Here is a 20,583-nt window from a genome sequence, read left to right as displayed (position 1 = left end):
CTCAACGCGTAAAGGGGGGGGGCGCTGCAGCGGGTCTCGCGCTCAGTCGCGGGAGAAGCCGATCTCGACGGCGTCGTCGCTGGCCTCGTCCACGCGCTCCCAGCGTCCGGTGTCGCGCTGCCACTCGTGTGTCCCGGCGTGCACCGACTGCACGCCATAGGTCTCCGCGGCCGCCACGGCCCACTGCGCCACCAGCCAGAGCGGGTCCCCGCGCTCAGCGGAGTCCTCATTGACGGGATCATGGACCCCTGCTTCGGGGTCCACCTCGGCGACCGAGACGCTCAACGAGCCGTTCTCTCCGGAGCCCTCGACGGCGATGGACTCCTCGCCGAGCAGGTTCGGCAGTGTGGACCGCAGCTCCTCGCTGAGACCTTCCGCGTCGGGTCCGGGAACGTCGATCTGGCTGAGCTGGCAGGTCATCCCCAGCGGCTGCATGCCGGTCAACGGACGGGCGAAGGCCCGCGCGAGCTCCTCGTGCTGCGGGTAGAAGCTGGAGTTGTGCGGACGGCTCAGTGCCTCGGCGGCTTCGTCCAGATCCAGCTCGGCGGACCACTCCGTCTCGGAGGTGCCGTCGCCCCGGCTGCTGTTCGAGAGTTCCTGGTAGAACTCGTCCGCGGTCCGCGGGGTGGGGTTCGAGGCGTCCACAGCATCCCACTGGGCGCCCCCGGCGGCGAAGAGGATCGGAGCCGGCACCTCAGCGGCTTCCTCCTCGCCATTGTCCTCCGCGCCCTCCGCGTTCTCGTCCGCCGCCTCCGCAGGATCTGCCCGGTTCTCCAGCTCCGTCTCCTGCAGCGACATGGCCAGCGCGTCGATCGCCGCCTGCACCGGCATGTTTCGATCAGCGGCACCGGCGGCAAGATGCGCGGCAGAGTAGGTCTGCGCGGGAGTGAGCCGATGCTCGGTCTCACCCACCGTCACCTGGCAGCGCTCGTCGAGGAGGTATTCGTTCTCCTCGATGAACTGCCAGGCCCCGTATCCGGTCGCGGCAACGACGGCGGCGACCACCGTGATGGCCATGACCGCCCGGGCGCGGCGGCGACGGCGGTGGACCTTGCGCGTGACGGTGATGGGACGATCAGCTCGCGGGCTCATCAGGACCTCTCTGTGCTCTCTGCTCAGTTCTTGTGCAGAGCCGCGTTGAGCTCCACCTTCTGGCCCTTGCGGGGGACTGCCTGGACTGCGCCGGTGACCGAATCGCGGCGGAAGAGCAGATTCGGAACCCCGGAGAGCGCCGAGGCCTTCACGGTGTCCTCCACGCTGCGGTCATCGCCGAGCACCGAGACCTTCGTGCCGGCGGTGACGTAGAGGCCCGCCTCGACGACGCAGTCATCGCCGATCGAGATGCCCACACCGGAGTTCGCGCCCAGCAGGACCCGCTCACCGAGGGTGATCTTCTCCTTGCCGCCTCCGGAGAGGGTGCCCATGATCGAGGCGCCGCCGCCGATGTCGGTGCCGTCGCCGACCACGACTCCAGCGGAGATGCGTCCTTCCACCATGGAGTTCCCCAGTGTGCCGGCGTTGAAGTTCACAAAGCCCTCGTGCATGACCGTGGTGCCCTCGGCCAGGTGTGCACCCAGCCGGACGCGGTCGGCGTCGCCGATGCGCACGCCCGAGGGCGTCACATAGTCGACCAGACGGGGGAACTTGTCGATGGAGTAGACGCTGACGTGGCCGCGGGCGCGCAGGCGCAGACGCGTGGTCTCGAAACCGGCCACCGCGCAGGGGCCGAAGTTCGTCCACACCACGTTGCTGAGGTGGCCGAAGATGCCGTCCAGGTTGATGGTCCGCGGCTTGACCAGTCGGTGCGAGAGCAGGTGCAGGCGCAGCCACACGTCGGAGGCAGAGGTCGCCTCGGCATCGAGGTCAGATTCGACGGAGACCAGCTGAGTTCTCACCCCGCGGTCAGCATCCTCGCCGGTGGCGGCCTCGAGGCCGGCGATGAGCGCGGCGTCGTCGTTATCGGAAAGCGGGGACAGAACGGGGTTCGGGAACCAGGTGTCCAGGACGGTGCCGTCGGCGGTCACGCTGGCAAGACCATGGCCAGATGCAATTCGGGATTCAGTGCTCATGGGCCCCATCCTACTTTTTCCCGCTGGCCTCGGGTCCGGCGGCGCCGCTTCGCGCGTTCCCCGCCTAGGCTGGAGCCATGGATATCCGTGCCCAGCTCTCCGGCGATGTCGCCGCGCTCACCGAGGCGATCATCGCCTGCGAATCCGTCTCCGGCGATGAAAAGACCCTGGCCGACGCCGTGGAATCGGCTCTCGCCGGGCTCAGTGGCCTGAGCCTGCACCGCGACGGCGACACCATCATCGCGCGCACCGACACCGGCGCGGGGCAGCGGGTCATCCTCGCCGGGCACCTGGACACGGTGCCGCTGCCCACCACCGCAGGATCCCGCGGTACGGTCCCGCCGCGCTGGGAGCGCGAGCAGGGCGGGGACGTGCTCTATGGCCGGGGCGCCACGGATATGAAGGGCGGGGTGGCGGTGCAGCTGAAGCTGGCCGACGACGTCGCGGCTCACCTGGAGGCCGGCGGCTCCCTGGACCGGGACATCACCTGGGTCTTCTACGACCACGAGGAGGTCGAGGCCAGCAAGTCCGGGCTCGGCAGGGTCCTGAGCAGCGTGCCCGGGCTGCTCGCCGGTGATTTTGCGGTGCTGCTGGAACCCACCCACGGGGTTGTGGAGGGCGGGTGCAACGGCACCTGCCGCTTTGAGGTCAGCATCCCCGGGGTCGCCGCCCACTCGGGCCGCGCCTGGATGGGGGAGAACGCGATCCACGGTGCCGCCGGACTGCTGCGCGTCCTGCAGGACTACGCGCCGCAGACCATCGGTGTGGAGGGGCTGGACTACCGCGAGGGGCTCAACGCGGTGCGGATCCACGGCGGAGTGGCCGGAAACGTCATCCCGGATTCCACCGTGGTGGAGATCAACTACCGCTTCGCCCCGGACAAGACCGAGGAGCAGGCCCACGCCCACGTCTACGAGGTGCTCTCCGGTGCGGGCATCACCCGGGATCAGGTGCGGATCACCGACAGCTCCGCAGCCGCACGTCCCGGATTGGAGCACCCCGCCGCGAAGGCGTTCATCTCCGCCGTGGGCGGGGAGCCGATGCCCAAGTACGGCTGGACCGACGTGGCACGCTTCTCCGCCAGGGGAGTGCCCGCGGTGAACTTCGGTCCCGGGGACCCGTTGCTGGCGCACACCGATGACGAACATGTCAGCGCCGATGCGCTGCGCGCCTGCCACGAGGCGCTGCACCGCTGGCTGCTGGGCGACGTCCTCTAAGCTGAATCCATGACCGAACAGCCCCGCCCCGCCGCGTCCACCCAGTCATCCAGCTCCCGATCAACCCGCCCCGTCGCGCTGATCACCGGAGCGTCCCGGGGGATCGGCAAGGCCATCGCGGAGGAGCTCGGCCAGGAGCACCACATCCTGGTCGGCGGCACCAACCCCGAGACGGTCAACGCTGTGGTGCAGACCCTGCCCAGCGCCGAGCCGTTCCTGGTCGACCTCACCGACCTCGACGCGATCGCCCCAGCCCTGGAGGCAGCAGAACTCAGCCGGCTGGACGTGCTGGTCCACTCCGCTGGACTTGCCTGGATGAACCCGGTCGCGGAGACCTCCCCGGCACAGTTCCAGCAGATGTTCACCGTCAACGTCTTCGCCGTGGCCGAGCTGACCCGTGCCGCGCTGCCGCTGCTGCGCGAGTCCTACGGCCAGGTGCTGAGCATCAACTCCGGGGCCGGGTACACCGCTGGTCCGGGCAGCTCCATGTACTCGGGCACCAAGTTCGCGCTGCGCGCGATGACCGATGCGCTGCGGGAAGAGGAACGCGGACGCGTGAAGGTGACCTCGATCCACCCGGGCCGCGTGGACACCGACATGCAGGTCGCACTGCAGGAATCCATGGGGAACGAGAGCTACGACGGCGGCATCTACATCTCTCCGCGGGCCATCGCTGAGGCGGCGCGCACCGTGGTCGACATGGAGGACGCCTCCATGGTCGAGACCCTCTCGATCCGACCCGTGCAGAAGTAGCGTCGTCATGGGTGAGCAGGACTCGCTGACCTCTCCGGTCGAGATCATCGACCTTCCAGAAGACCTGGTGGACGCCGCCGTCGCGCTCTGGCAGCAGACCGGCCTGACCAGGCCCTGGAACGACCCCCACGAGGACTGCCGACGAGCGCTCGCCGGCGCCGAGTCCACAGTGCTCGCGGCGGTGGACGCCCGCCATCGGCTGCTGGGCACCGTGATGCTGGGCCAGGACGGTCATCGGGGCTGGATCTACTACACCGCGGTGGAGAAGTCGCTGCAGGGTGGCGGGATCGGCAAGCGGCTTTTGACCGCCGCGGAGGACTGGCTGCGCGATCGTGGAGTCCCGAAGCTCATGCTCATGGTGCGTCAGGAGAACGCAGAGGTGCAGCAGTTCTATCGGGGCATGGGCTATACCGATCAGGACACCGTCGTGCTGGGGCGCTGGCTGGACTCGTGACGGTCAGCCCGCGGGCGTCCAGGCGCGCAGCTGATGGATCAGATCCTGCGGGTCTGCGCTGATCACCAGGGCGTCGCGACGGGCGGGGGACATGAACCCCTGCGCGACCATATGGTCGACCATACTCAGCAGCGGGTCCCAGAACCCCTTCACGTTATAGAGTCCGACGGGCTTGGCATGCAGGCCGAGGTACTGCCAGGTCCAGACCTCGAAGAACTCCTCCAGCGTGCCCATGCCTCCGGGGAGGGCGAGGAACCCGTCGCCCAGCTCAGCCATCCGGGACTTGCGGGTGTGCATGTCGGGCACCAGCTCCAGCGAGGTCAGGCCCTGGTGGGCCACCTCCCGGTTCATCAGCACCTCAGGGATGACGCCGTGCACCTCGCCGCCGGCCTCCAGGGCCGCATCAGCGATCTGGCCCATCAGCCCGACCGTGGCTCCGCCGTAGACCACGCTGAATCCAGCGGCAGCCAGGGCAGCGCCGAGGTCTCTGGTGGCGGTGGTGTAGTCCGGGTCGGCTCCGGAGGCGGATCCGGTGAAGACGGTGAGGCTGCCGAACGCAGCGTTGCCGCCAGGGGAGCCGGCCAGGGTGCCGCCAGGGGTGTGTGGTGGGGCGCTTGTGGGGGTGGTTGCGGGATCGTGGCTCACGAGGAGATGATGTCACAGCGGATGCTGGCAGATCCACCGCGGGGATTTCACAGCGACCCGGAACCCCTGCTAGACTTTTTTAGTCGCAATCCTCCATAGCTCAACGGCAGAGCACTCGACTGTTAATCGAGCGGTTGTTGGTTCGAATCCAACTGGGGGAGCAGATTCGCCCTCGCCCTTCTGGGCGGGGGCGTTTTTCATGCCCTGTTTCGTGTCATAGTGTCCATGGCGCGGTCCCGTCCGCCCGCACTGACCTGGCGATCCTGATTCGGAGACCTGATGAGCACCCCTGAGACCCAGACCCACGACATCGCCCGACTGATCATCTCCTGCCCCGATCAGCCCGGGATCGTGGCCGCAGTCTCTGAGGTGATCGCCGAGGTCGGCGGCAACATCATCAGCCTGGACCAGTACTCCACGGGCGTGGAAGGGGGACGCTTCTTCCAGCGCACTGTCTTCCACCTGCCCGGGCTCGCGGCCGCCAAGCCCGCCGTGGAGCAGGCGGTCCAGACCAAGCTCGCGGACCGCTTCTCCATGGACTTCTCGCTGACCGCGGCCGATCAGCCCAAGCGGGTGGCGATCTTCGCGTCCAAGACCGATCACTGCCTGCTGGACCTGCTCTGGCGCCACCGCCGTGGCGAGATCCCGATGGACATCGCGATGGTCATCTCGAATCACGCAGACCTCGCCGAGGACGTGCGGCCCTTCGGCATCCCGTATTTCCATGTGCCCATCGTCGACGGCGACAAGGCCGCGGCCGAGACCAAGCACTTGCAGCTGCTGCGCGGGAACGTGGACATGATCGTGCTGGCGCGCTACATGCAGATCATCTCGGAGAACTTCCTGGACCAGGTCGGAGCCCCGGTGATCAACATCCACCACAGCTTCCTGCCGGCCTTCATCGGCGCCGGCCCCTACCAGAAGGCCAAGGACCGGGGCGTGAAGCTCATCGGCGCCACGGCGCACTACGTCACCCGTGATCTGGACGAGGGTCCGATCATCGAGCAGGACGTCATCCGGGTCTCACACAGCGACGACGTCGCCCAGCTCACCCGCTTCGGCGCCGACGTCGAGCGCGCCGTGCTCTCCCGCGCGGTGAAGTGGCACTGCGAGGACCGCGTGATCCGCAACGGAAGCACCACGATCGTCTTCTGAGCGGGACCCCCACCTTCCACGTGAGGGGCGGAATCTCCGGGCATCTGACCCCGCAATGGGGTCACACTCGTCGGAGAATCCGCCCCTCAGCGGTGGGTGGCCCGCCCCTCAGCGGGTGGCGTCAGGAATCGATCGTCTGCTGGCGCTCGGTGGAGGAGATCTGGATCTTGCGCGGCTGTTCGGCGGCGTAGACCCCGGCCACGCGGACATTCAGCACCCCGGACTCGTAGTTCGCAGTGATCGCATCGCCGGAGACCTCGCTCGGCAGGGTGATCGTGCGGGAGAAGGATCCGTAGCGGACCTCGCGAAGGCCATCGGCTTCGGTCTGGCTTCGGCGTTCTCCGGAGACCGTCAACGTGCGTCCGGTCAGCTCCACGGAGACATCCTTGTCCGGGTCGATGCCCGGAAGGTCGGCGCTCAGCACCAGATCCTCATCCTCACGGTGGGCGTCCACGGGTGGGACGAAGCCCGACTGGCGCTGCGCCGCGTCCACTCCTGGGCTGCGCATGGTGCGGAACACGTCATCGATGAGGGTGAACGGATCCAGGCGGGTCAGAGAGGTGTTCATCACAGCAATCAGCTCCTTCAACTCATTGCTCAACGGGTACGTTTCTTGCCTTGCGGCACCGGTTCCAACGGAACCTGGACTCAGTATATTCCAAAGTTGAGCATAGTGCACTCAACTTTTTCGGCCACTGGAGCAGGTGGTGTGCGACCGATCAAGCAACGCAGGCGTGCGTCATAGTTCGGGTCTCAACTAAGGGTCACCTGACCTGTTGCCGCAGAGTGGAATAGAGTGCGCTGGTGTCCAAGACAAAGAAACCACGCGTGCAGCACGTCCTCCGCGTCGAGGCCAAGAAGCAGCTCAGTCCACATATGACTCGGGTGGTCTTCGGCGGCCCCGGCTTCGATGCCATCGAGTTCAAATCGGTGGGCGAGTCTCCGGCGACCGACCAATACGTCAAGCTGCTGTTCCTGCCCGCCGCCCTGGAGCGCGATCCGAGCGCGCAGCAGGACGTGGACCTGAGCCGCCCCTTCGACATGGAGGCGCTGCGCGAGCAGCTGCCCACCGAGCTGATGCCGGTCACACGCACCTACACGATCCGCCACGTGGATCACCTGAACTCACAAATCTGGGTCGACTTCGTGGTGCACGGTGATGAAGGCCTCGCCGGAGTCTGGGCGCAGAACGCCCAGCCGGGAGACCTGATCAGCTTCTTCGGTCCCGGCAGCGCCTACGCGCCGCGTGGCGAGGCCGACTGGCACCTGCTCGCCGGGGATGAGGCCGCCCTTCCCGCCATCGCCTCCGCCCTCGAGTCCATGGACGAGGACGCGCGCGGAGTCGCCGTCGTCGAGATCCGTGATGAATCGGAGCGTCAGCCCTTGACGGTTCCTGCAGGCGTGGACCTGGTGTGGCTGCACCGCGAAGCCGATTTCAGCCCGGAGACGACCATGCTCGCGGACTACCTCGCAGAGCTGAGCATCCCCGACGGAGACGTGCAGGTCTTCGTCCACGGTGAGCGCGAGCAGACCAAACGGATCCGCCGACTGCTGGTCGAGGACAAGGGGCTGCCGCGCAAGGGCATGTCTCTCTCGGCCTACTGGGCCCACGGCCGCATCGAGGACCAGTTCCAAGCGGAGAAGCGCACCCCGGTGGGACAGATCGACCCCGACTGAGGTCCTCGACCTGAGATCTTCACCCCCGGCGGAGATGGCAGCGCCGCGGGCCGATCAGCCGGTGACGCCCGCACTGGTGCCGATCATCAGGGAGATCATCAGCACCAGGGCCAGCAGGATCACGGTGATCGCGGCGCAGAGCCCGGCCCGCTCACGGTGCCCCGCCAGTCGCAGATCCTCTCGGTCACGCATCGACCCGGTGAGCAGCATGATCAGATCGATCAACGTCCACACGAACACCACGGTCACGCAGAGCAGCCCGAGAGTCTGCTGCCCAGCGACAAGAAGCACGGCGCCGGCCAGGGTGCTCAGCAGCATCAGCAGCGCTGAGACCCACCGAGTGAGATACCACCGATGGGCGCCGGTCGGACCCAGGAAAAGTGTCAGGGCCCAAGCAGGCACAAAACGTTTCTCCGAGGTCGGCTCCGTCTCATGCGCCAGCTGGTCAGCAGTCGTATAGGTGTTGGCGTAGAGCTCTTCGAAATCGTACTGATCAGCCATATCCCTCATGGTATAGGTGGTAGTTTGTAATCAACTCACCTGTCACTCACAAGCATGGAGGCGCTGACTTGTCTCAGCCAGAAACTGGCCGCACCAAGGGCACGGCGCCCCGCACATCGTTGCTCGATGTGATCAAGGTCGTCCTGCGACTCGGCCCCAAGCAGATCAACGACGAGATCCAGCTGGCCATCAGCCAGATGAAGACCAAGGGTGTGGCCGCCGGCATCGCCGTGGCGCTCATGGCCGTCGGTGCCGTGTTCCTCGCCTTCCTCGTGGTGGCTCTCATCGTCGCGGCCATCGCAGCCCTCTCGCTGGTCTTCCACGCATGGGCCGCCGCGCTGATCGTGGCAGGCATCTTCCTGGTCATTGCGCTGATCTTCGCGCTGATCGGGCTTCTCAAGCTCAAGAAGACCATGCCGCTGCTGCCGGAAGACGCCATCCGCGGCTTCCGTCTGGACCTCGGTGTGGCCCGTGAAGGCACCAGCTTCGACCCGCAGAGCCTGGACCGCGAGGACGCTGAGCGTCGCCGCGAGAAGGAGGAGTCCAAGCGGGAGGCCGCCGAGCAGGCCAAGAAGGACGCCAAGACACCCGGCGCCGGAGAGCCCACGGCCCCGAGCTACAGCGAGCTGCTGCGCCGGACCGCGCTGCGCCGCGAACATCTCGCCACGCTCCAGGACCAGATCACCACTGGGACCAAGCAGATCGGCGAGACCGTTCGCGAGAAGACCAGCCGTGACAAGACCAGCAAAGACAAGACCAACAAGGACAAGACCAGCCGCGCCACCAAGGGCGGAACGGCCAAGCCGCCCCGCGCGGACCGTCGCAGCACTGGCTCGGCCGAGCCAGGAACTCATGAGTCCACCGCGCACGCGGCCGGAGAACACGTGGCCGCGCGGTGGAAGCCGCTCGCCGTCGTCGCCGGCTCTGCCGCTGCCGGAGCCGTCTTCCTTCGCGAGCTTGTGAAGAAATAAACTGCGCAGGTGAGATTCATCGGTGCCGGAACCCGAGAGGGTTTCGAGTACACCATCCATGAGGGCTTCTGGACCGCGCCCAATGTCGTGACCGTGCTGCGCTTCCTGCTCATCCCGGTGTTCGTCGGGCTGGTCGCACAGGACCGCTTCATGACGGCCTTCTGGGTTCTGGTGGCACTCTCGAGCACCGACTGGATCGATGGCTACATCGCCCGTCGCTTCGACCAGCTCAGCACGGTCGGACGATGGCTGGACCCGCTGGCAGATCGGCTCTCGCTGATCATCGTCACCGCGACGCTCGTGGTCTTCGACATCGCTCCGGTGTGGGTCGTGCTGGCGATCGTCATCCCGGACGTCATCCTCTCCATCAACACCTACGTGCTCTTCAAAGGGCCGCCGGACCTGGACATCACCCTGCTGGGCAAGCTCCGCACCGCCTGCCTGCTGATCGGTCTGCCGATGGCGCTGCTGGGCGCAAGCCTGCACCAGGGCATGCTCCCCGCCATCGCCGTGGTGCTCCTGGCCGCGGGCTCTGGGATGCATATCATTGCTTCAGCCGACTACTTCATAAAAGCCCAGAACAAGGCGCGGCGGCAGCGACGCGAACAGCGCCGGCCGGGCATCGAGGAGGATTCGACCGCCTGATGGTCAACACTGTGCCCGCCGAGGCTCCCCGCAGTGAGCCCCCTGAGAAACTCCGCATCCTGATCGCCGCCGACACCTACCCTCCCGACGTCAACGGGGCCGCAGTCTTCTCCCATCGTCTGGCGAAGAACATGGCAGCCCGCGGCCACGAGGTCCACATCGCGGCAGCCCGCACCGAGCGTGGACCGGACATGGTCGAACACACCGAAGAAGCCACCGTGCACCGGTTCAGGTCCTTCAAGGCGCCGACCCACGAGTACATCCGGCTCTGCCTGCCCTGGCTCATCGAGCCGGCCATGGGTCGGCTCATGGACGAGCTCAAGCCGGATGTGGTCCACGTGCAGTGCCACTACATGATCGGCAAGGCAGCCATCGACGCCGCGTCCGACCGTGGCCTGCGGACCATCGCCACAAACCACTTCATGCCTGAGAACCTGGACCCGTTCCTGCCGTTCCCCGCATGGTTCCGCCGGATCGTGGCGAAGAACTCCTGGCGCGATATGGGCCGGCTCATGGGCAAGGCGGCCGTGGTGACCACCCCCACGCCGCTGGCGGCGCGAACCATGATGGAACGCGCAGGATTCAAGAACGTGCTGCCGCTCTCCAACGGGATCGACCTCGCGCACTACCGTGTGCAGCCCGGTGAGGCGCTCACCCGACCGGACCGACCCACGGTGCTCTTCGTGGGGCGACTCGCGGTGGAGAAGAACGTGGACGTGCTGATCGACGCCATCGCGGAGACCGACCCGGCGCTGAACATCGGCCTGGACATCGTCGGCGACGGGGAGCAGCGCGATGTGCTTGCCGAGAAGATCGCTACCCTGGGGCTGGGCGACCGTGTGCGCATGCGTGGGCACGTGACGGAGGAGGAGCTGCGCCTGGCCTATCTGCAGGCCGATGTGTTCGTTCAGCCCGGCACCGCCGAGCTGCAGTCGCTGGTCTCCCTGGAGGCGATGTCCGCAGGCCTGCCGGTGGTGCTGGCCGACGCGCTGGCCCTGCCGCACCTGGTCGATGAGGGCGTCAACGGCTATCTCTTCGAGCCCGGAAACGCCAAGGAACTGGCCGAGGGTCTGGTCCGTGTTCTCTCGCGGGATGCGTCCGGTCGGGCGGCCATGGGGGAGCGCAGCCGAGAGATGGCGGGCCGTCACAGCATCACGACCACGATGGATGCCTTCGAAGAGCTCTACCGCGGCGCAGACTGGGTGGAGAACCAGTACAAGAACAGCGGCCAGTAGCGCACCCGGGGCTGGTCGGACTTCGCTGACGCGGAATGGCGCCGCCGGCGCTGACCGGGCCCTGCCCGCGCTGACCTAGGCCCTGCCCGAGCCTAGTCCGGGGGAGTCAGGCGCAGCAGCGCTGCCCCGTCACCGTCTTCGACCACCCAGATGCTCCCATCCGGGGCCTCCTCCACGTCGCGGATCCGCGCGCCCATATCCCAGATCTGCTCCTCGCCCGCTGACTGGCCGTCCAGGTCGACGCGCACCAGAGCCTGCCCGGAGAGCGCGCCCATCACGGCGTCACCGGTCCAGTCGGAGAACAGCTCGCCCTGATAGATCATCAGGCTGCCGGGGGAGATGGACGGTGTCCACGAGGTGGCGGGCGCGGCGAACCCATCGGCTTCGCTGTGATCGGGGATGTCGCCCCCGCCGTAGTGCGAGCCGTTGGAGGCCTCGGGCCACCCGTAGTTCTCGCCCTCCTGCAGCAGGTTGAGCTCATCGCCACCCTCGGGGCCCATCTCGGAGACCCACAACTGGCCATCTTCGGTGACGTCGATGCCCAACGGATTGCGGTGGCCCCAGGTCCAGATCTCGGACGAGACGCCGCCTTCCTCCGCGAAGGGATTCCCGTCTGCGGGCTCACCCTCGGGGGTCAGCCGCATGACCTTGCCGAGACCGCTGGCGAGATCCTGAGCAGGGCTCATCTGCTGCCGGTCGCCGGAGGTGACGAAGAGGTGCTCCCCGTCGGGGCTGAAGGCCAGCCGATGGGAGAAGTGTCCGGAGCCGGAGGTCTTGGGACGCTGTTCCCAGATCACGGTGAGGTCCTGCAGCTCAGCCGAGGAGCCCGAGACGACCAGGCGTGCGTGACCGACGACGGCGCCTGTGCCGCCATCACCGGAGGCGACCCAGCTCAGGTAGACCCGCTGGCTGTCCTCGAAATCAGGTGCGACGACGACGTCGCCCAGACCGCCCTGACCATCGACGACAATGTCCTCGGGCAGACCCTCCACGCTGGTCTCTGCTGCGTCGGTGGAATCCTCGGTGCTGCGGAGCAGGAGCTCGCCGGTGCGTGTGGTGATGAGCATCTGCTCGGTTCCGGGGAGGAACTCCAGCGCCCACGGGGAGTCGTAGCTGCCCTGTTCTTCCACGGTGAAAGGTTCGCCGTCCTCGGACGCCGAGCTCGTGTCTGTGTCTGCTGAGGCGGGGGTGCTTGCCGCGCCGACGGCGGAATCAGACTCGGCGTTCGGCTCTGCGTCAGCGCAGCTCGAAAGGAGGATCGCGGTGGAGAGTCCGGCGGTGATGACAGGAAGACGTCCCATGAACCGACCCTAGTTCATCGTGACCGGACCACTGCGGGTTGTGACGGCACTCCGGGTTGTGGCGGCGGAGGGCGCGCGGGGTGCTTGTAGGGCGTCTGGGACTTGAACCCAGGACAAAAGGATTATGAGTCCTCTGCTCTAACCGACTGAGCTAACGCCCCTCGTGTCCTCCGCCGTGCGGTCTTGATCTGTCAGCCGAGGACACTGAGACATACTACCGAGCCGGTCCGGCTAAAGCTGAACCCTGACGGAGGCTCGAGCGCGTGGGTGCTCCTCGGCCTCCACCTCGACCGCGCTGAGTCCATGACCGGCCGGAAGTCCGGCGGCCAGGCGCTGGGCGATGTGCTCGATGATGACCTCGGTGGTGGTGAACCGGTCCCGGAACTCTTCGAGCTCGTCCAGGTTCTGATAGCGCAGCGGCTCGAGCGTGCTGGCGAGCAGCTCCGAGGCTGCCCCGATGTCCATCACGACCCCGAACTCGTTCAGGCTGTCACGGAAGAAGCTGGCCTGGATGCTCAGCGTCGCACCGTGGAGGTTCTGCGCGGGCCCGAAGAACGGGTCGTTCAGGCTGTGCGCGATCATGATGTGGTCATCGACGGTCAGGCGGAAGCGGCTCATGGTTCTCCTTGGGGGTTCGTCGTGGTTCCGGCGCGAGGGGGGTGTCAGCCGAAGGCGTGGTTCTCGGTCAGCGGGTGGTCGATGATGTGCAGGATCTGGTCTCGTGTCCAGGGCGCCCCGGAGGCGACGTCGCGCATCACACTGGGAAGCTCGGCCAGCGGGGAGCGACCGCTGATGAGCATGTCGAAACGCGGGTCCAGCATTCCCAGTGCGGTGGCCAGTCGCTGTCCTCGGGTCCGGCGCATCCGTCGTGGACCGGGAACCTCGCCGACCTGGGTGGCGACGATCCGCAGTCGCCGCGCATGGAAATCGGCGCCGAGTGGGATCTGCTGCTCGCCCGTGCCGTACCAGGACTGCTCCACGATCACGGCGTCGTCGCCGGCGAGCTGCAGTGCCGTGGCCAGGCCCGCGGAGCTGGCGGAACTGTGGAGCACCGCATCGTTGTCTGCTGCGGCGTCCTCGGGAGCCACCGCCTCCAGGCCGAGTTCACGGATCAGCTCACGCCGCTCGGCGTCGATCTCCACCACCTGCAGGCGCTGCAGCGGGAGCTTCGAGGCGAAGAGCGCGGTGGTCAGGCCGATGAGTCCGCCGCCGACGACGGCGACCCGGTCACCTGCCAGCACAGGGGCCTCCCACAGCGCATTGAGTGCGACTTCTCCGATACCTGCGAAGACCGCACGTTCCGAGGGGCAGTCCTCGGGCAGCACATGGCAGTCCGCCTCCGGCACCACGACGTGTTCACGGTGACCCGCAAGGGTGAAGACCGTCCGGCCCAGCAGCTCCTCGCTGCCCTGGCGGACCACGCCCACATTGAGATAGCCGTGCGAGACGGGGAAAGGGAGCTCACCGAGCTGGAAGGGGGCCTGCATGATGGAGGTGACATTGTCCGGGACCTCGCCGCGGTGCACGACCGATTCGGTGCCCCGAGAGATCCCGCTGTGCAGCGTCTCGATGAGCACCTCTCCGGGGCCGGTCTGTGGCAGGCGGACCTCGCGCAGCGCCCCGGTGTGCGCGGCCTCCGTCCAGTACTGACGAGAGGTGCTGGGCAGTCCAGTCGCGCCCTGTTCGTGCTGACTGACACCGGTGACACGTGACTCGCTCATGACTGTCATCATGCCAGAGGTGTCCGCCTGAGATGATTCCAGGCGCTGTGCCAGAATCAGGGGGTGCTGAAGCTCTTCTTCGACTGCCGGTACACCCGCACCCGGGTCCACGACGGCATCTCACGGTTCACCGCCTCACTCGTGGAGGCTGCCGCGCAGAAGGCCGATGTCACCATGCTGATCCACGACCCGGAACAGCTCAACCTGCTGCCTGACCTGCCGCATCTGCGCATTTCCTCGCCCACCTCAGCGAGGGAGCCTTGGGTGGCCCGGCAGCTGAACCCGCACCGGCCAGACGTGGTGTTCTCCCCGATGCAGACCATGGGCGGAATTGGCCGCCGGTATCCGCTGATCCTCACGGTCCATGACCTCATCTACTACGAGCATCCCACCCCGCCGAGGAACCTTCCCGCCGCGGTGCGACTCGGCTGGCGGGCCTACCACTGGAGCTATCTGCCCCAGCGGCTGGTGCTCAACCAGGCTGATGCGGTGGCCACCGTCTCGGAGACCACCCGTCGGCTCATCCGGGAGCATCGCCTCACCCGACGACCGGTCGAGCTGGTCTCCAATGCCCCACCAGCCGTGGACTGCCCCCGGAACCCGGGCGCCCCGCCGAGCCGAGAGCTCGTCTACATGGGCTCCTTCATGGGGTACAAGAACGTGGAATCCGTGATCGCCGGGCTCAACCGGCTGCCGGAGTACACGCTTCATCTGTGCAGCCCGATCGAGAAGACCCGCGAGGGCCAGCTGCGCGCGCTCGCGGCGGATCCCGAGCAACTGGTCTTTCACCGCGGCATCTCCGAGCCGGAGTACCGCGAACTGCTGCAAAGCGCCACGGCTCTCGTCACCCTTTCCCGGGCGGAGGGCTACGGTCTGCCAGTCGTGGAAGCGATGGCGCACGGTACACCGTGCGTCCTCTCCGACCTGCCCATCTTTCGGGAGATCGGCGGAGCGGCAGTGTCCGAGGACGGTGCGCAGCTGGTGCCGCCTCAGGATCCCGCGGCGTTCGCCGCTGCGGTCCGCAGGCTCGAGGTCCCAGCCCATTTCGCCCGAGCCTCTGCCGCCGCGCGCGAGCGCAGCATCGAGTTCTCTTGGGAGGACTCGGCGGAACGTCTGGTAGCGCTGGGGCAGCGGCTGGCCGGACACGGCAACGCTGCCCGCTCCCGCTGAGTGCTGCTCAGCCAGACGGAGCTCCGCTGAGTCCGACCGAGTCTCTGCTAGCCAGAGACCCTGGGGTTCTCTTCCCCACCCTCGCGAGCTTGGCGCGCTGAGGCAACGTCGTCGACGACGATGACAAGGTGCCGGAGGCTGGAGATCAGGGACCCGTAGATCGGCCACGATGTCTTGGGCAGCCCCTTGTCCTCTGACATCTCGGTGGACAAGGAGGTCAGATCCTCGTGCAGGGAAGCGACCTCTGCATCGGGGTCTGCGATCGCTCGGCCGACGTCGCCGACGATCCTGGCCCACCGTTCGCGGAAGTCATGATCCCAGTCGCCGTCGGTGTATGTCGCTTCGCGCAGGGTGCGAGCCAGGTGGCGCAGGTGTGAGATGCCCTCGTCGGCGCGTTCGAGGATCTCTTCGTAGCTGGCCTCTTCGGCATTCCAGCTGCTCTGCTCGAGGCTCTGGCGTCCCTGGCGCGCTCGCGGATTCGCGCGCCGTGATTCCCGGGCGAAGCGGACGACGGTCCAGGCCGAATTCAGTTCCTGCGTCATCGATTCCGTCTCCTGGAACCAGGACTCAGCCTTATCGGTGTCCCAGGAGTCGGAGAATTCTCGGGAGATGCTCACCAGGACGCTGCCCATGCGCTCGTTGATGCTGTCCACGTAGCGACCCGCCTGTTTGTCCCGCAGCGGCGGCAGGATCAAGAGGTTGACGAGCACTCCTGCGGCCACGCCGATGGCGACCTCGAGGATGCGGTCGTTGAGCAGCGGAGCCTGATCATCGAAGCCGCTGCCCAGCACGAAGATCGCCGTCGTGGCGATCGCGACCCCCTCATCCCGGATCCAAGAGATCCGGGCCGCGGTGACGCCCACGAGCAGCGCCAGTGCGAAGGTCCACAGGCTCACGCCCAAGAAGTAGCCGATCACGAAGGAGAGGCCGACACCGATGGTGGAGGCGATGGTGGTCTGAATGCCGTGGGAGAGTGAACGGTGGACCGTGGCGTGGACCGTGAGCAGCGCGGTCCATGGGGCCAGGAACGCCAGTTCGGAATCCAGCACCGAGGTGGAGATCCACCAGGCGAGGGTTCCCGCGATCACGGTCTTCAGGACCTGCAGCACATCGGTGAGGAACTCCGGTCGCCTCCCCAGCTCCGTCAACCAGTTGGTGGGCTCGCGCAGGGAAGGGGCTCGCTGTGAGGAGTTCTCGGCGTCGCGCTCGCGCTGGTCCATCTCACGCTGGTCTTGATCGCGCTGTTCCCGGTTTCGCTGGTCCTGATCGTGCGGGTTCATCGCATCGTCGGTGGAACTTTGGGCCACTCGTGCTCCTCCTTCTGGGTCGATGGTCGCTGACGAGACTGATGAGAATATTCTGACACTGCGGCGGGAGGACGTCACCGCCTTCGTTCATCATCCCCCAGCGGAAGCAACACCGAGGGTTCGAGGTCCCCGGTGAGCAGCAGCGGATTGATGTAGTCCCCGTGCAGGCGCACACCCCAGTGCAGGCAGGGTGCTGTGCAGTGACCTTTGCTCGGGGCAAGGGTTCCCACCGGATCTCCCGTCGAGACAGCATCTCCGACCTCCAGGGATCCTTCCACCGGTTCGAAGGAGCTCAGGTACCCGGACCCGTGCTCGATCGAGAGCACGGGACGGTCCACCACCACCCCGGCGAAGCTCACCTGCCCATCGGCCGGAGCGCGAATGGTGGCACCTGCGGAGAGAGGACCCAGGTCCACCCCGCGGTGCCCAGCACCCCAGGGGGATGGCGGAGCAGCAAAGGGACGAAGTTCCGCGGCTGACACCGGGCTGCGCCAGGGACCCGGCGTCTGCTGGTCGATGCGGGAACTCGGTGCGGGGGGAGAATCCTCCCCCGAGGCAGGGATCGGGGCAGCCGAGGAGGTCGCCAGCGCCAGGGCCAGCAGAAGCAGGAAGAAGCTCGAGAGTCGGCGCGGAGACAGCGGCCGGCGCCTCGGAGGAACAGGCTCAATGGCGTTCATGGCATGAGCCTGCCGCGCTGAGCATCTCCATCGGGAGCATGGCCTCGATCTGGGGAGAGCCGACGGTGTCGAGGGAGCCTGGGGACGGTTGGGGAAAACGCCGTCGAGCCGCTAAGCTGAACCCCAGCAGTTGACACTGGTGTGCCTACGCACGCCTGGATCAGCTGACTACGCGCAGAGACTGCCCGAGCAATCGGGGCGATTCTCATCGGTCCGCATCCCAGGCGTCCATTCAGGTCGCTCAGATGTGGCGAGGATCGCGGGAGAACTCCCTTCTCTGCCAGGAGCCCGAGAGAACCGGGCCATTGTCCAACCGAGAATCCCAGCCGGAGCTGCACCAGGTTCACTCTGCGTGTTCCAAGCCCGGCATTGAAAGGAAATACCATGCCTGTCGTCACCATGCGCCAGCTGCTCGACTCCGGCGTCCACTTCGGACACCAGACTCGCCGCTGGAACCCGAAGATGAAGCGCTTCATCTTCACCGAGCGCAACGGTATCTACATCGTTGACCTCCAGCAGTCGCTGTCCTACATCGACAACGCCTACGAATTCGTCAAGCAGACTGTCGCCCACGGCGGCTCCGTCCTGTTCGTCGGCACCAAGAAGCAGGGCCAGGAAGCCATCGCCGAGCAGGCCACCCGCGTCGGCCAGCCCTACGTCAACCACCGTTGGCTCGGCGGCATGCTGACCAACTTCCAGACGGTCTCCAAGCGCGTCCAGCGCATGAAGGAGCTCGAGGAGATCGACTTCGACGACGTCGCCGGCTCCGGTCACACCAAGAAGGAACTGCTGCTGCTCCGCCGCGAGCTCACCAAGCTGCAGTCCAACCTCGGTGGTATCCGCAACCTCACCAAGACCCCGTCAGCCATCTGGATCGTCGACACCAACAAGGAACACCTTGCCGTCGACGAGGCCAAGAAGCTGGGCATCCCCGTGATCGCCATCCTCGACACCAACTGCGATCCCGATGACGTCAACTACCCGATCCCGGGCAACGACGATGCCATCCGGTCCGTGGACCTGCTGACTCGTGTGATCGCCGACGCCGTGGCCGATGGCCTTATGGCTCGCGAATCCAAGCGCGGCGGCGGCTCCGGCACTGCCGCAGAGCCGATGGCCGAGTGGGAGCGTGAACTGCTCGAGCAGCACGCCACCGAGCAGACCGCGACGGCCGAAGCGCCGGCGAAGACTGAGGAGCCTGCACAGGCTGAGCAGTCCGAGCAGGCTGCTGAAGCACCCGCCGCAGAGTCCACCGAGTCCACCGAAGCTTCGGCTGAAGAAGCCAAGTAAGAGAGGAACTGCGTTTCTATGGCGAATTACACCGCTGCTGACATCAAGGCCCTGCGCGAGCGCACCGGCGCCGGCATGATGGACGTCAAGAAAGCTCTCGACGAGGCCGACGGCGACGTCGACAAGGCCATCGAAGGCATCCGCATCAAGGGTCTCAAGGGCGCTGCCAAGCGCGAGGGACGCTCCGCCGCAGAGGGCCTGGTCACCGCCAAGGTCGTCGACGGCACCAAGGGCTACCTGATCGAGGTCAACGCCGAGACCGACTTCGTGGCAAAGTCCGCGAAGTTCGTCGCGCTGACCGACACGGTCCTCGCGACCGCCGTCGCCCATGACGTGGACACCGTGGAAGCACTGCTCGAGGCTGAGGTCGACGGCAAGAAGCTCTCCGACGTGGTCACCGAAGAAGGCGCGATCCTGGGCGAGAAGGTCGTCGTCCGTCGTCTTGCCAAGCTGGAAGGCGCCTTCGTGGACGCCTACCTGCACAAGACCTCCAAGGATCTCCCGGCACAGGTCGGCGTGCTCTTCGCCGTCGACGCTGACTCGGACGCCGCGAAGGAAGCTGCACACGACATCGCGGTGCACGCCGCCGCACTGTCCCCGCAGTTCCTGACCCGCGACGAGGTCCCCTCCGAGACGGTGGAGAACGAGCGCCGCATCGCCGAGGAGACCGCCCGCGCCGAGAACAAGCCGGAGCAGGCCATGACGAAGATCATTGAAGGACGCACCAACGCGTACTTCAAGGACAATGTCCTGGTTGACCAGCCGTTCGCCAAGGACCCGAAGAAGACCGTCACCCAGGTCCTCGAGTCCGCTGGCGCCTCGGCCAAGGGTCTGGCTCGCTTCCGCGTCGGAGCCTGACACGCGATACTGCTGAACTGAGCCTCGCGTCCCATTAGACTGGTCGCGATTCATCAGTCCAGACGTCAAGGGGGTGACCACTTCACACGAGGTGGTCACCCCCTTTTCTGTGCCCACACCCCTGGATCTCAGGGTCCAGCCCCGACGTCGTCCCGCCACGCCCTGCATTCCGCCCCTACACTCCTGGAGGAACTCCATGACCGCACAGACACCGCCACATCGCCGCCGAGTGCTCCTGAAGCTCTCCGGAGAGGTCTTCGGCGGAGGTGCCGTGGGAGTCGATCCGGCCACGGTCCGCGGGATCGCTGAGCAGATCGCCGCGGTCAAGGGGCAGGTGGAGGTCTCCGTCGTCGTCGGCGGCGGCAACTTCTTCCGCGGCGCTGAGCTCTCCAAGGCCGGCATGGACCGCGCCCGCGCGGATTACATCGGCATGCTGGGCACCGTGATGAACGCTCTGGCCCTGCAGGACTTCCTGGAACAGGCCGGGCAGCCCACTCGCGTGCAGACCGCCATCACCATGGGTCAGGTCGCTGAGTCCTACATTCCGCTGCGCGCGGTGCGGCATATGGAGAAGGACCGCGTCGTCGTCTTCGGCGCCGGCGCCGGCATGCCCTACTTCTCCACCGACACGGTCTGCGCCCAGCGCGCCCTGGAGACCCGCTCGGACATGGTCCTGATGGCCAAGTCGGGCGTGGACGGGGTCTACACCGCCGATCCGAAGACCACTCCGGATGCGCAGAAGCTGGAACACCTGACCTACACCGACGCCCTGCGCAAGAACATCCGGGTGATGGATCAGACCGCGATGACCATGTGCAATGACAACGACCTCGACATGCGCGTCTTCGGCATGGAGGGGGAGGGCAACGTGACCCGCGCCCTGCTGGGCGAGGAGATCGGCACGCTGGTCACGCCCTGACCTGGCGCTGCCCCCACT

22 protein-coding genes and 2 tRNA genes are annotated in these 20,583 nt (G+C 66.7%); 13 read left to right on the top strand and 11 right to left on the bottom strand.

Annotation, left to right across the window (positions count from 1 at the left end):
- Positions 1-42: 42 nt before the first annotated feature.
- Positions 43-1,092: a hypothetical protein gene (locus tag H4W26_RS04770; protein ID WP_192590975.1), complete on the bottom strand. Its 1,050-nt coding sequence runs from the start codon at positions 1,090-1,092 to the stop codon at positions 43-45.
- Positions 1,093-1,115: 23 nt separating this feature from the next.
- Positions 1,116-2,069, bottom strand: a complete 954-nt coding sequence (gene dapD, locus H4W26_RS04765; RefSeq protein ID WP_192590974.1) for a 2,3,4,5-tetrahydropyridine-2,6-dicarboxylate N-succinyltransferase — start codon at positions 2,067-2,069, stop codon at positions 1,116-1,118.
- A gap of 77 nt (positions 2,070-2,146) precedes the next feature.
- Between dapD and dapE the strand changes: the two genes are divergently transcribed.
- Genes dapE through H4W26_RS04750 form a run of 3 tightly spaced genes read left to right on the top strand, consistent with a single transcriptional unit; the run spans position 2,147 to position 4,493 of the window.
- Positions 2,147-3,286 (top strand): succinyl-diaminopimelate desuccinylase, encoded by a 1,140-nt coding sequence (dapE, locus tag H4W26_RS04760; protein WP_192590973.1) that lies wholly within the window; start codon positions 2,147-2,149, stop codon positions 3,284-3,286.
- Between the two features lie 9 nt (positions 3,287-3,295).
- Positions 3,296-4,039 carry an SDR family oxidoreductase gene (locus H4W26_RS04755; RefSeq protein ID WP_192590972.1) on the top strand — a complete coding sequence of 248 codons (744 nt, stop codon included), beginning with the start codon at positions 3,296-3,298 and terminating at the stop codon, positions 4,037-4,039.
- Between the two features lie 7 nt (positions 4,040-4,046).
- Positions 4,047-4,493, top strand: a complete 447-nt coding sequence (locus H4W26_RS04750) for a GNAT family acetyltransferase (RefSeq protein WP_192590971.1) — start codon at positions 4,047-4,049, stop codon at positions 4,491-4,493.
- 3 nt (positions 4,494-4,496) lie between these two features.
- On the opposite strand, the gene H4W26_RS04745 is transcribed toward H4W26_RS04750, so the two are convergent.
- On the bottom strand, positions 4,497-5,138 hold the full coding sequence (locus H4W26_RS04745; protein WP_318779772.1) for an LOG family protein: 642 nt from the start codon (positions 5,136-5,138) through the stop codon (positions 4,497-4,499).
- A gap of 89 nt (positions 5,139-5,227) precedes the next feature.
- On the opposite strand from H4W26_RS04745, the gene H4W26_RS04740 reads away from it, so the two are divergent.
- Positions 5,228-5,299: transfer RNA gene (locus tag H4W26_RS04740), tRNA-Asn, on the top strand.
- Positions 5,300-5,417: 118 nt separating this feature from the next.
- Positions 5,418-6,293 carry a formyltetrahydrofolate deformylase gene (purU, locus tag H4W26_RS04735; RefSeq protein ID WP_192590970.1) on the top strand — a complete coding sequence of 292 codons (876 nt, stop codon included), beginning with the start codon at positions 5,418-5,420 and terminating at the stop codon, positions 6,291-6,293.
- A gap of 121 nt (positions 6,294-6,414) precedes the next feature.
- Here purU and H4W26_RS04730 read toward each other — a convergent pair whose 3' ends face one another.
- On the bottom strand, positions 6,415-6,861 hold the full coding sequence (locus H4W26_RS04730) for an Hsp20/alpha crystallin family protein (protein ID WP_192590969.1): 447 nt from the start codon (positions 6,859-6,861) through the stop codon (positions 6,415-6,417).
- A gap of 236 nt (positions 6,862-7,097) precedes the next feature.
- On the opposite strand from H4W26_RS04730, the gene H4W26_RS04725 reads away from it, so the two are divergent.
- On the top strand, positions 7,098-7,970 hold the full coding sequence (locus H4W26_RS04725; RefSeq protein ID WP_318779771.1) for a siderophore-interacting protein: 873 nt from the start codon (positions 7,098-7,100) through the stop codon (positions 7,968-7,970).
- 54 nt (positions 7,971-8,024) lie between these two features.
- On the opposite strand, the gene H4W26_RS04720 is transcribed toward H4W26_RS04725, so the two are convergent.
- Complete coding sequence (locus H4W26_RS04720; RefSeq protein ID WP_192590968.1) at positions 8,025-8,471, bottom strand: TM2 domain-containing protein; 447 nt, start codon at positions 8,469-8,471, stop codon at positions 8,025-8,027.
- 68 nt (positions 8,472-8,539) lie between these two features.
- Between H4W26_RS04720 and H4W26_RS04715 the strand changes: the two genes are divergently transcribed.
- The 3 genes from H4W26_RS04715 to H4W26_RS04705 are packed head-to-tail and all read left to right on the top strand — an operon-like array spanning position 8,540 to position 11,322.
- Positions 8,540-9,442, top strand: a complete 903-nt coding sequence (locus H4W26_RS04715) for a phage holin family protein (RefSeq protein ID WP_192590967.1) — start codon at positions 8,540-8,542, stop codon at positions 9,440-9,442.
- A gap of 9 nt (positions 9,443-9,451) precedes the next feature.
- Positions 9,452-10,087: a CDP-alcohol phosphatidyltransferase family protein gene (locus tag H4W26_RS04710; RefSeq protein WP_192590966.1), complete on the top strand. Its 636-nt coding sequence runs from the start codon at positions 9,452-9,454 to the stop codon at positions 10,085-10,087.
- Positions 10,087-11,322 carry a glycosyltransferase gene (locus H4W26_RS04705; RefSeq protein ID WP_192590965.1) on the top strand — a complete coding sequence of 412 codons (1,236 nt, stop codon included), beginning with the start codon at positions 10,087-10,089 and terminating at the stop codon, positions 11,320-11,322. Before H4W26_RS04710 ends, H4W26_RS04705 begins: the two co-directional genes overlap by 1 nt.
- A 92-nt stretch (positions 11,323-11,414) precedes the next feature.
- On the opposite strand, the gene H4W26_RS04700 is transcribed toward H4W26_RS04705, so the two are convergent.
- From H4W26_RS04700 to H4W26_RS04685, 4 genes are all read right to left on the bottom strand, one after another.
- A complete protein-coding gene (locus H4W26_RS04700; protein ID WP_192590964.1) occupies positions 11,415-12,623 on the bottom strand; it encodes a PQQ-dependent sugar dehydrogenase in 1,209 nt (402 codons plus the stop codon).
- Between the two features lie 87 nt (positions 12,624-12,710).
- A tRNA-Ile gene (locus tag H4W26_RS04695) sits at positions 12,711-12,784 on the bottom strand.
- A gap of 70 nt (positions 12,785-12,854) precedes the next feature.
- The gene (locus H4W26_RS04690; RefSeq protein ID WP_192590963.1) at positions 12,855-13,241 is read right to left on the bottom strand and encodes a 6-pyruvoyl trahydropterin synthase family protein; all 387 of its coding nucleotides are present in this window, start codon (positions 13,239-13,241) and stop codon (positions 12,855-12,857) included.
- Positions 13,242-13,285: 44 nt separating this feature from the next.
- Positions 13,286-14,344 (bottom strand): zinc-dependent alcohol dehydrogenase, encoded by a 1,059-nt coding sequence (locus H4W26_RS04685; RefSeq protein WP_192590962.1) that lies wholly within the window; start codon positions 14,342-14,344, stop codon positions 13,286-13,288.
- Positions 14,345-14,410: 66 nt separating this feature from the next.
- On the opposite strand from H4W26_RS04685, the gene H4W26_RS04680 reads away from it, so the two are divergent.
- Positions 14,411-15,514 carry a glycosyltransferase family 4 protein gene (locus H4W26_RS04680; protein WP_192592019.1) on the top strand — a complete coding sequence of 368 codons (1,104 nt, stop codon included), beginning with the start codon at positions 14,411-14,413 and terminating at the stop codon, positions 15,512-15,514.
- Positions 15,515-15,561: 47 nt separating this feature from the next.
- On the opposite strand, the gene H4W26_RS04675 is transcribed toward H4W26_RS04680, so the two are convergent.
- On the bottom strand, positions 15,562-16,821 hold the full coding sequence (locus H4W26_RS04675; protein WP_318779770.1) for an FUSC family protein: 1,260 nt from the start codon (positions 16,819-16,821) through the stop codon (positions 15,562-15,564).
- 74 nt (positions 16,822-16,895) lie between these two features.
- Positions 16,896-17,498: a M23 family metallopeptidase gene (locus H4W26_RS04670; protein ID WP_192590961.1), complete on the bottom strand. Its 603-nt coding sequence runs from the start codon at positions 17,496-17,498 to the stop codon at positions 16,896-16,898.
- A gap of 384 nt (positions 17,499-17,882) precedes the next feature.
- On the opposite strand from H4W26_RS04670, the gene rpsB reads away from it, so the two are divergent.
- The 3 genes from rpsB to pyrH all read left to right on the top strand — a co-directional run bounded on the left by rpsB (position 17,883) and on the right by pyrH (position 20,565).
- Positions 17,883-18,788, top strand: a complete 906-nt coding sequence (gene rpsB / locus H4W26_RS04665) for a 30S ribosomal protein S2 (RefSeq protein ID WP_192590960.1) — start codon at positions 17,883-17,885, stop codon at positions 18,786-18,788.
- Positions 18,789-18,806: 18 nt separating this feature from the next.
- Positions 18,807-19,646 carry a translation elongation factor Ts gene (gene tsf / locus H4W26_RS04660; protein ID WP_192590959.1) on the top strand — a complete coding sequence of 280 codons (840 nt, stop codon included), beginning with the start codon at positions 18,807-18,809 and terminating at the stop codon, positions 19,644-19,646.
- Between the two features lie 196 nt (positions 19,647-19,842).
- Complete coding sequence (gene pyrH / locus H4W26_RS04655) at positions 19,843-20,565, top strand: UMP kinase (protein WP_192590958.1); 723 nt, start codon at positions 19,843-19,845, stop codon at positions 20,563-20,565.
- Positions 20,566-20,583 lie beyond the last annotated feature (18 nt).

The sequence above is a fragment of the Nesterenkonia halotolerans genome (genome assembly GCF_014874065.1).
GTDB lineage: Bacteria > Actinomycetota > Actinomycetes > Actinomycetales > Micrococcaceae > Nesterenkonia > Nesterenkonia halotolerans.
The sequence above is the reverse complement of the archived record's forward strand: the minus strand, read 5'-3'. Positions and strand labels throughout refer to the sequence as shown.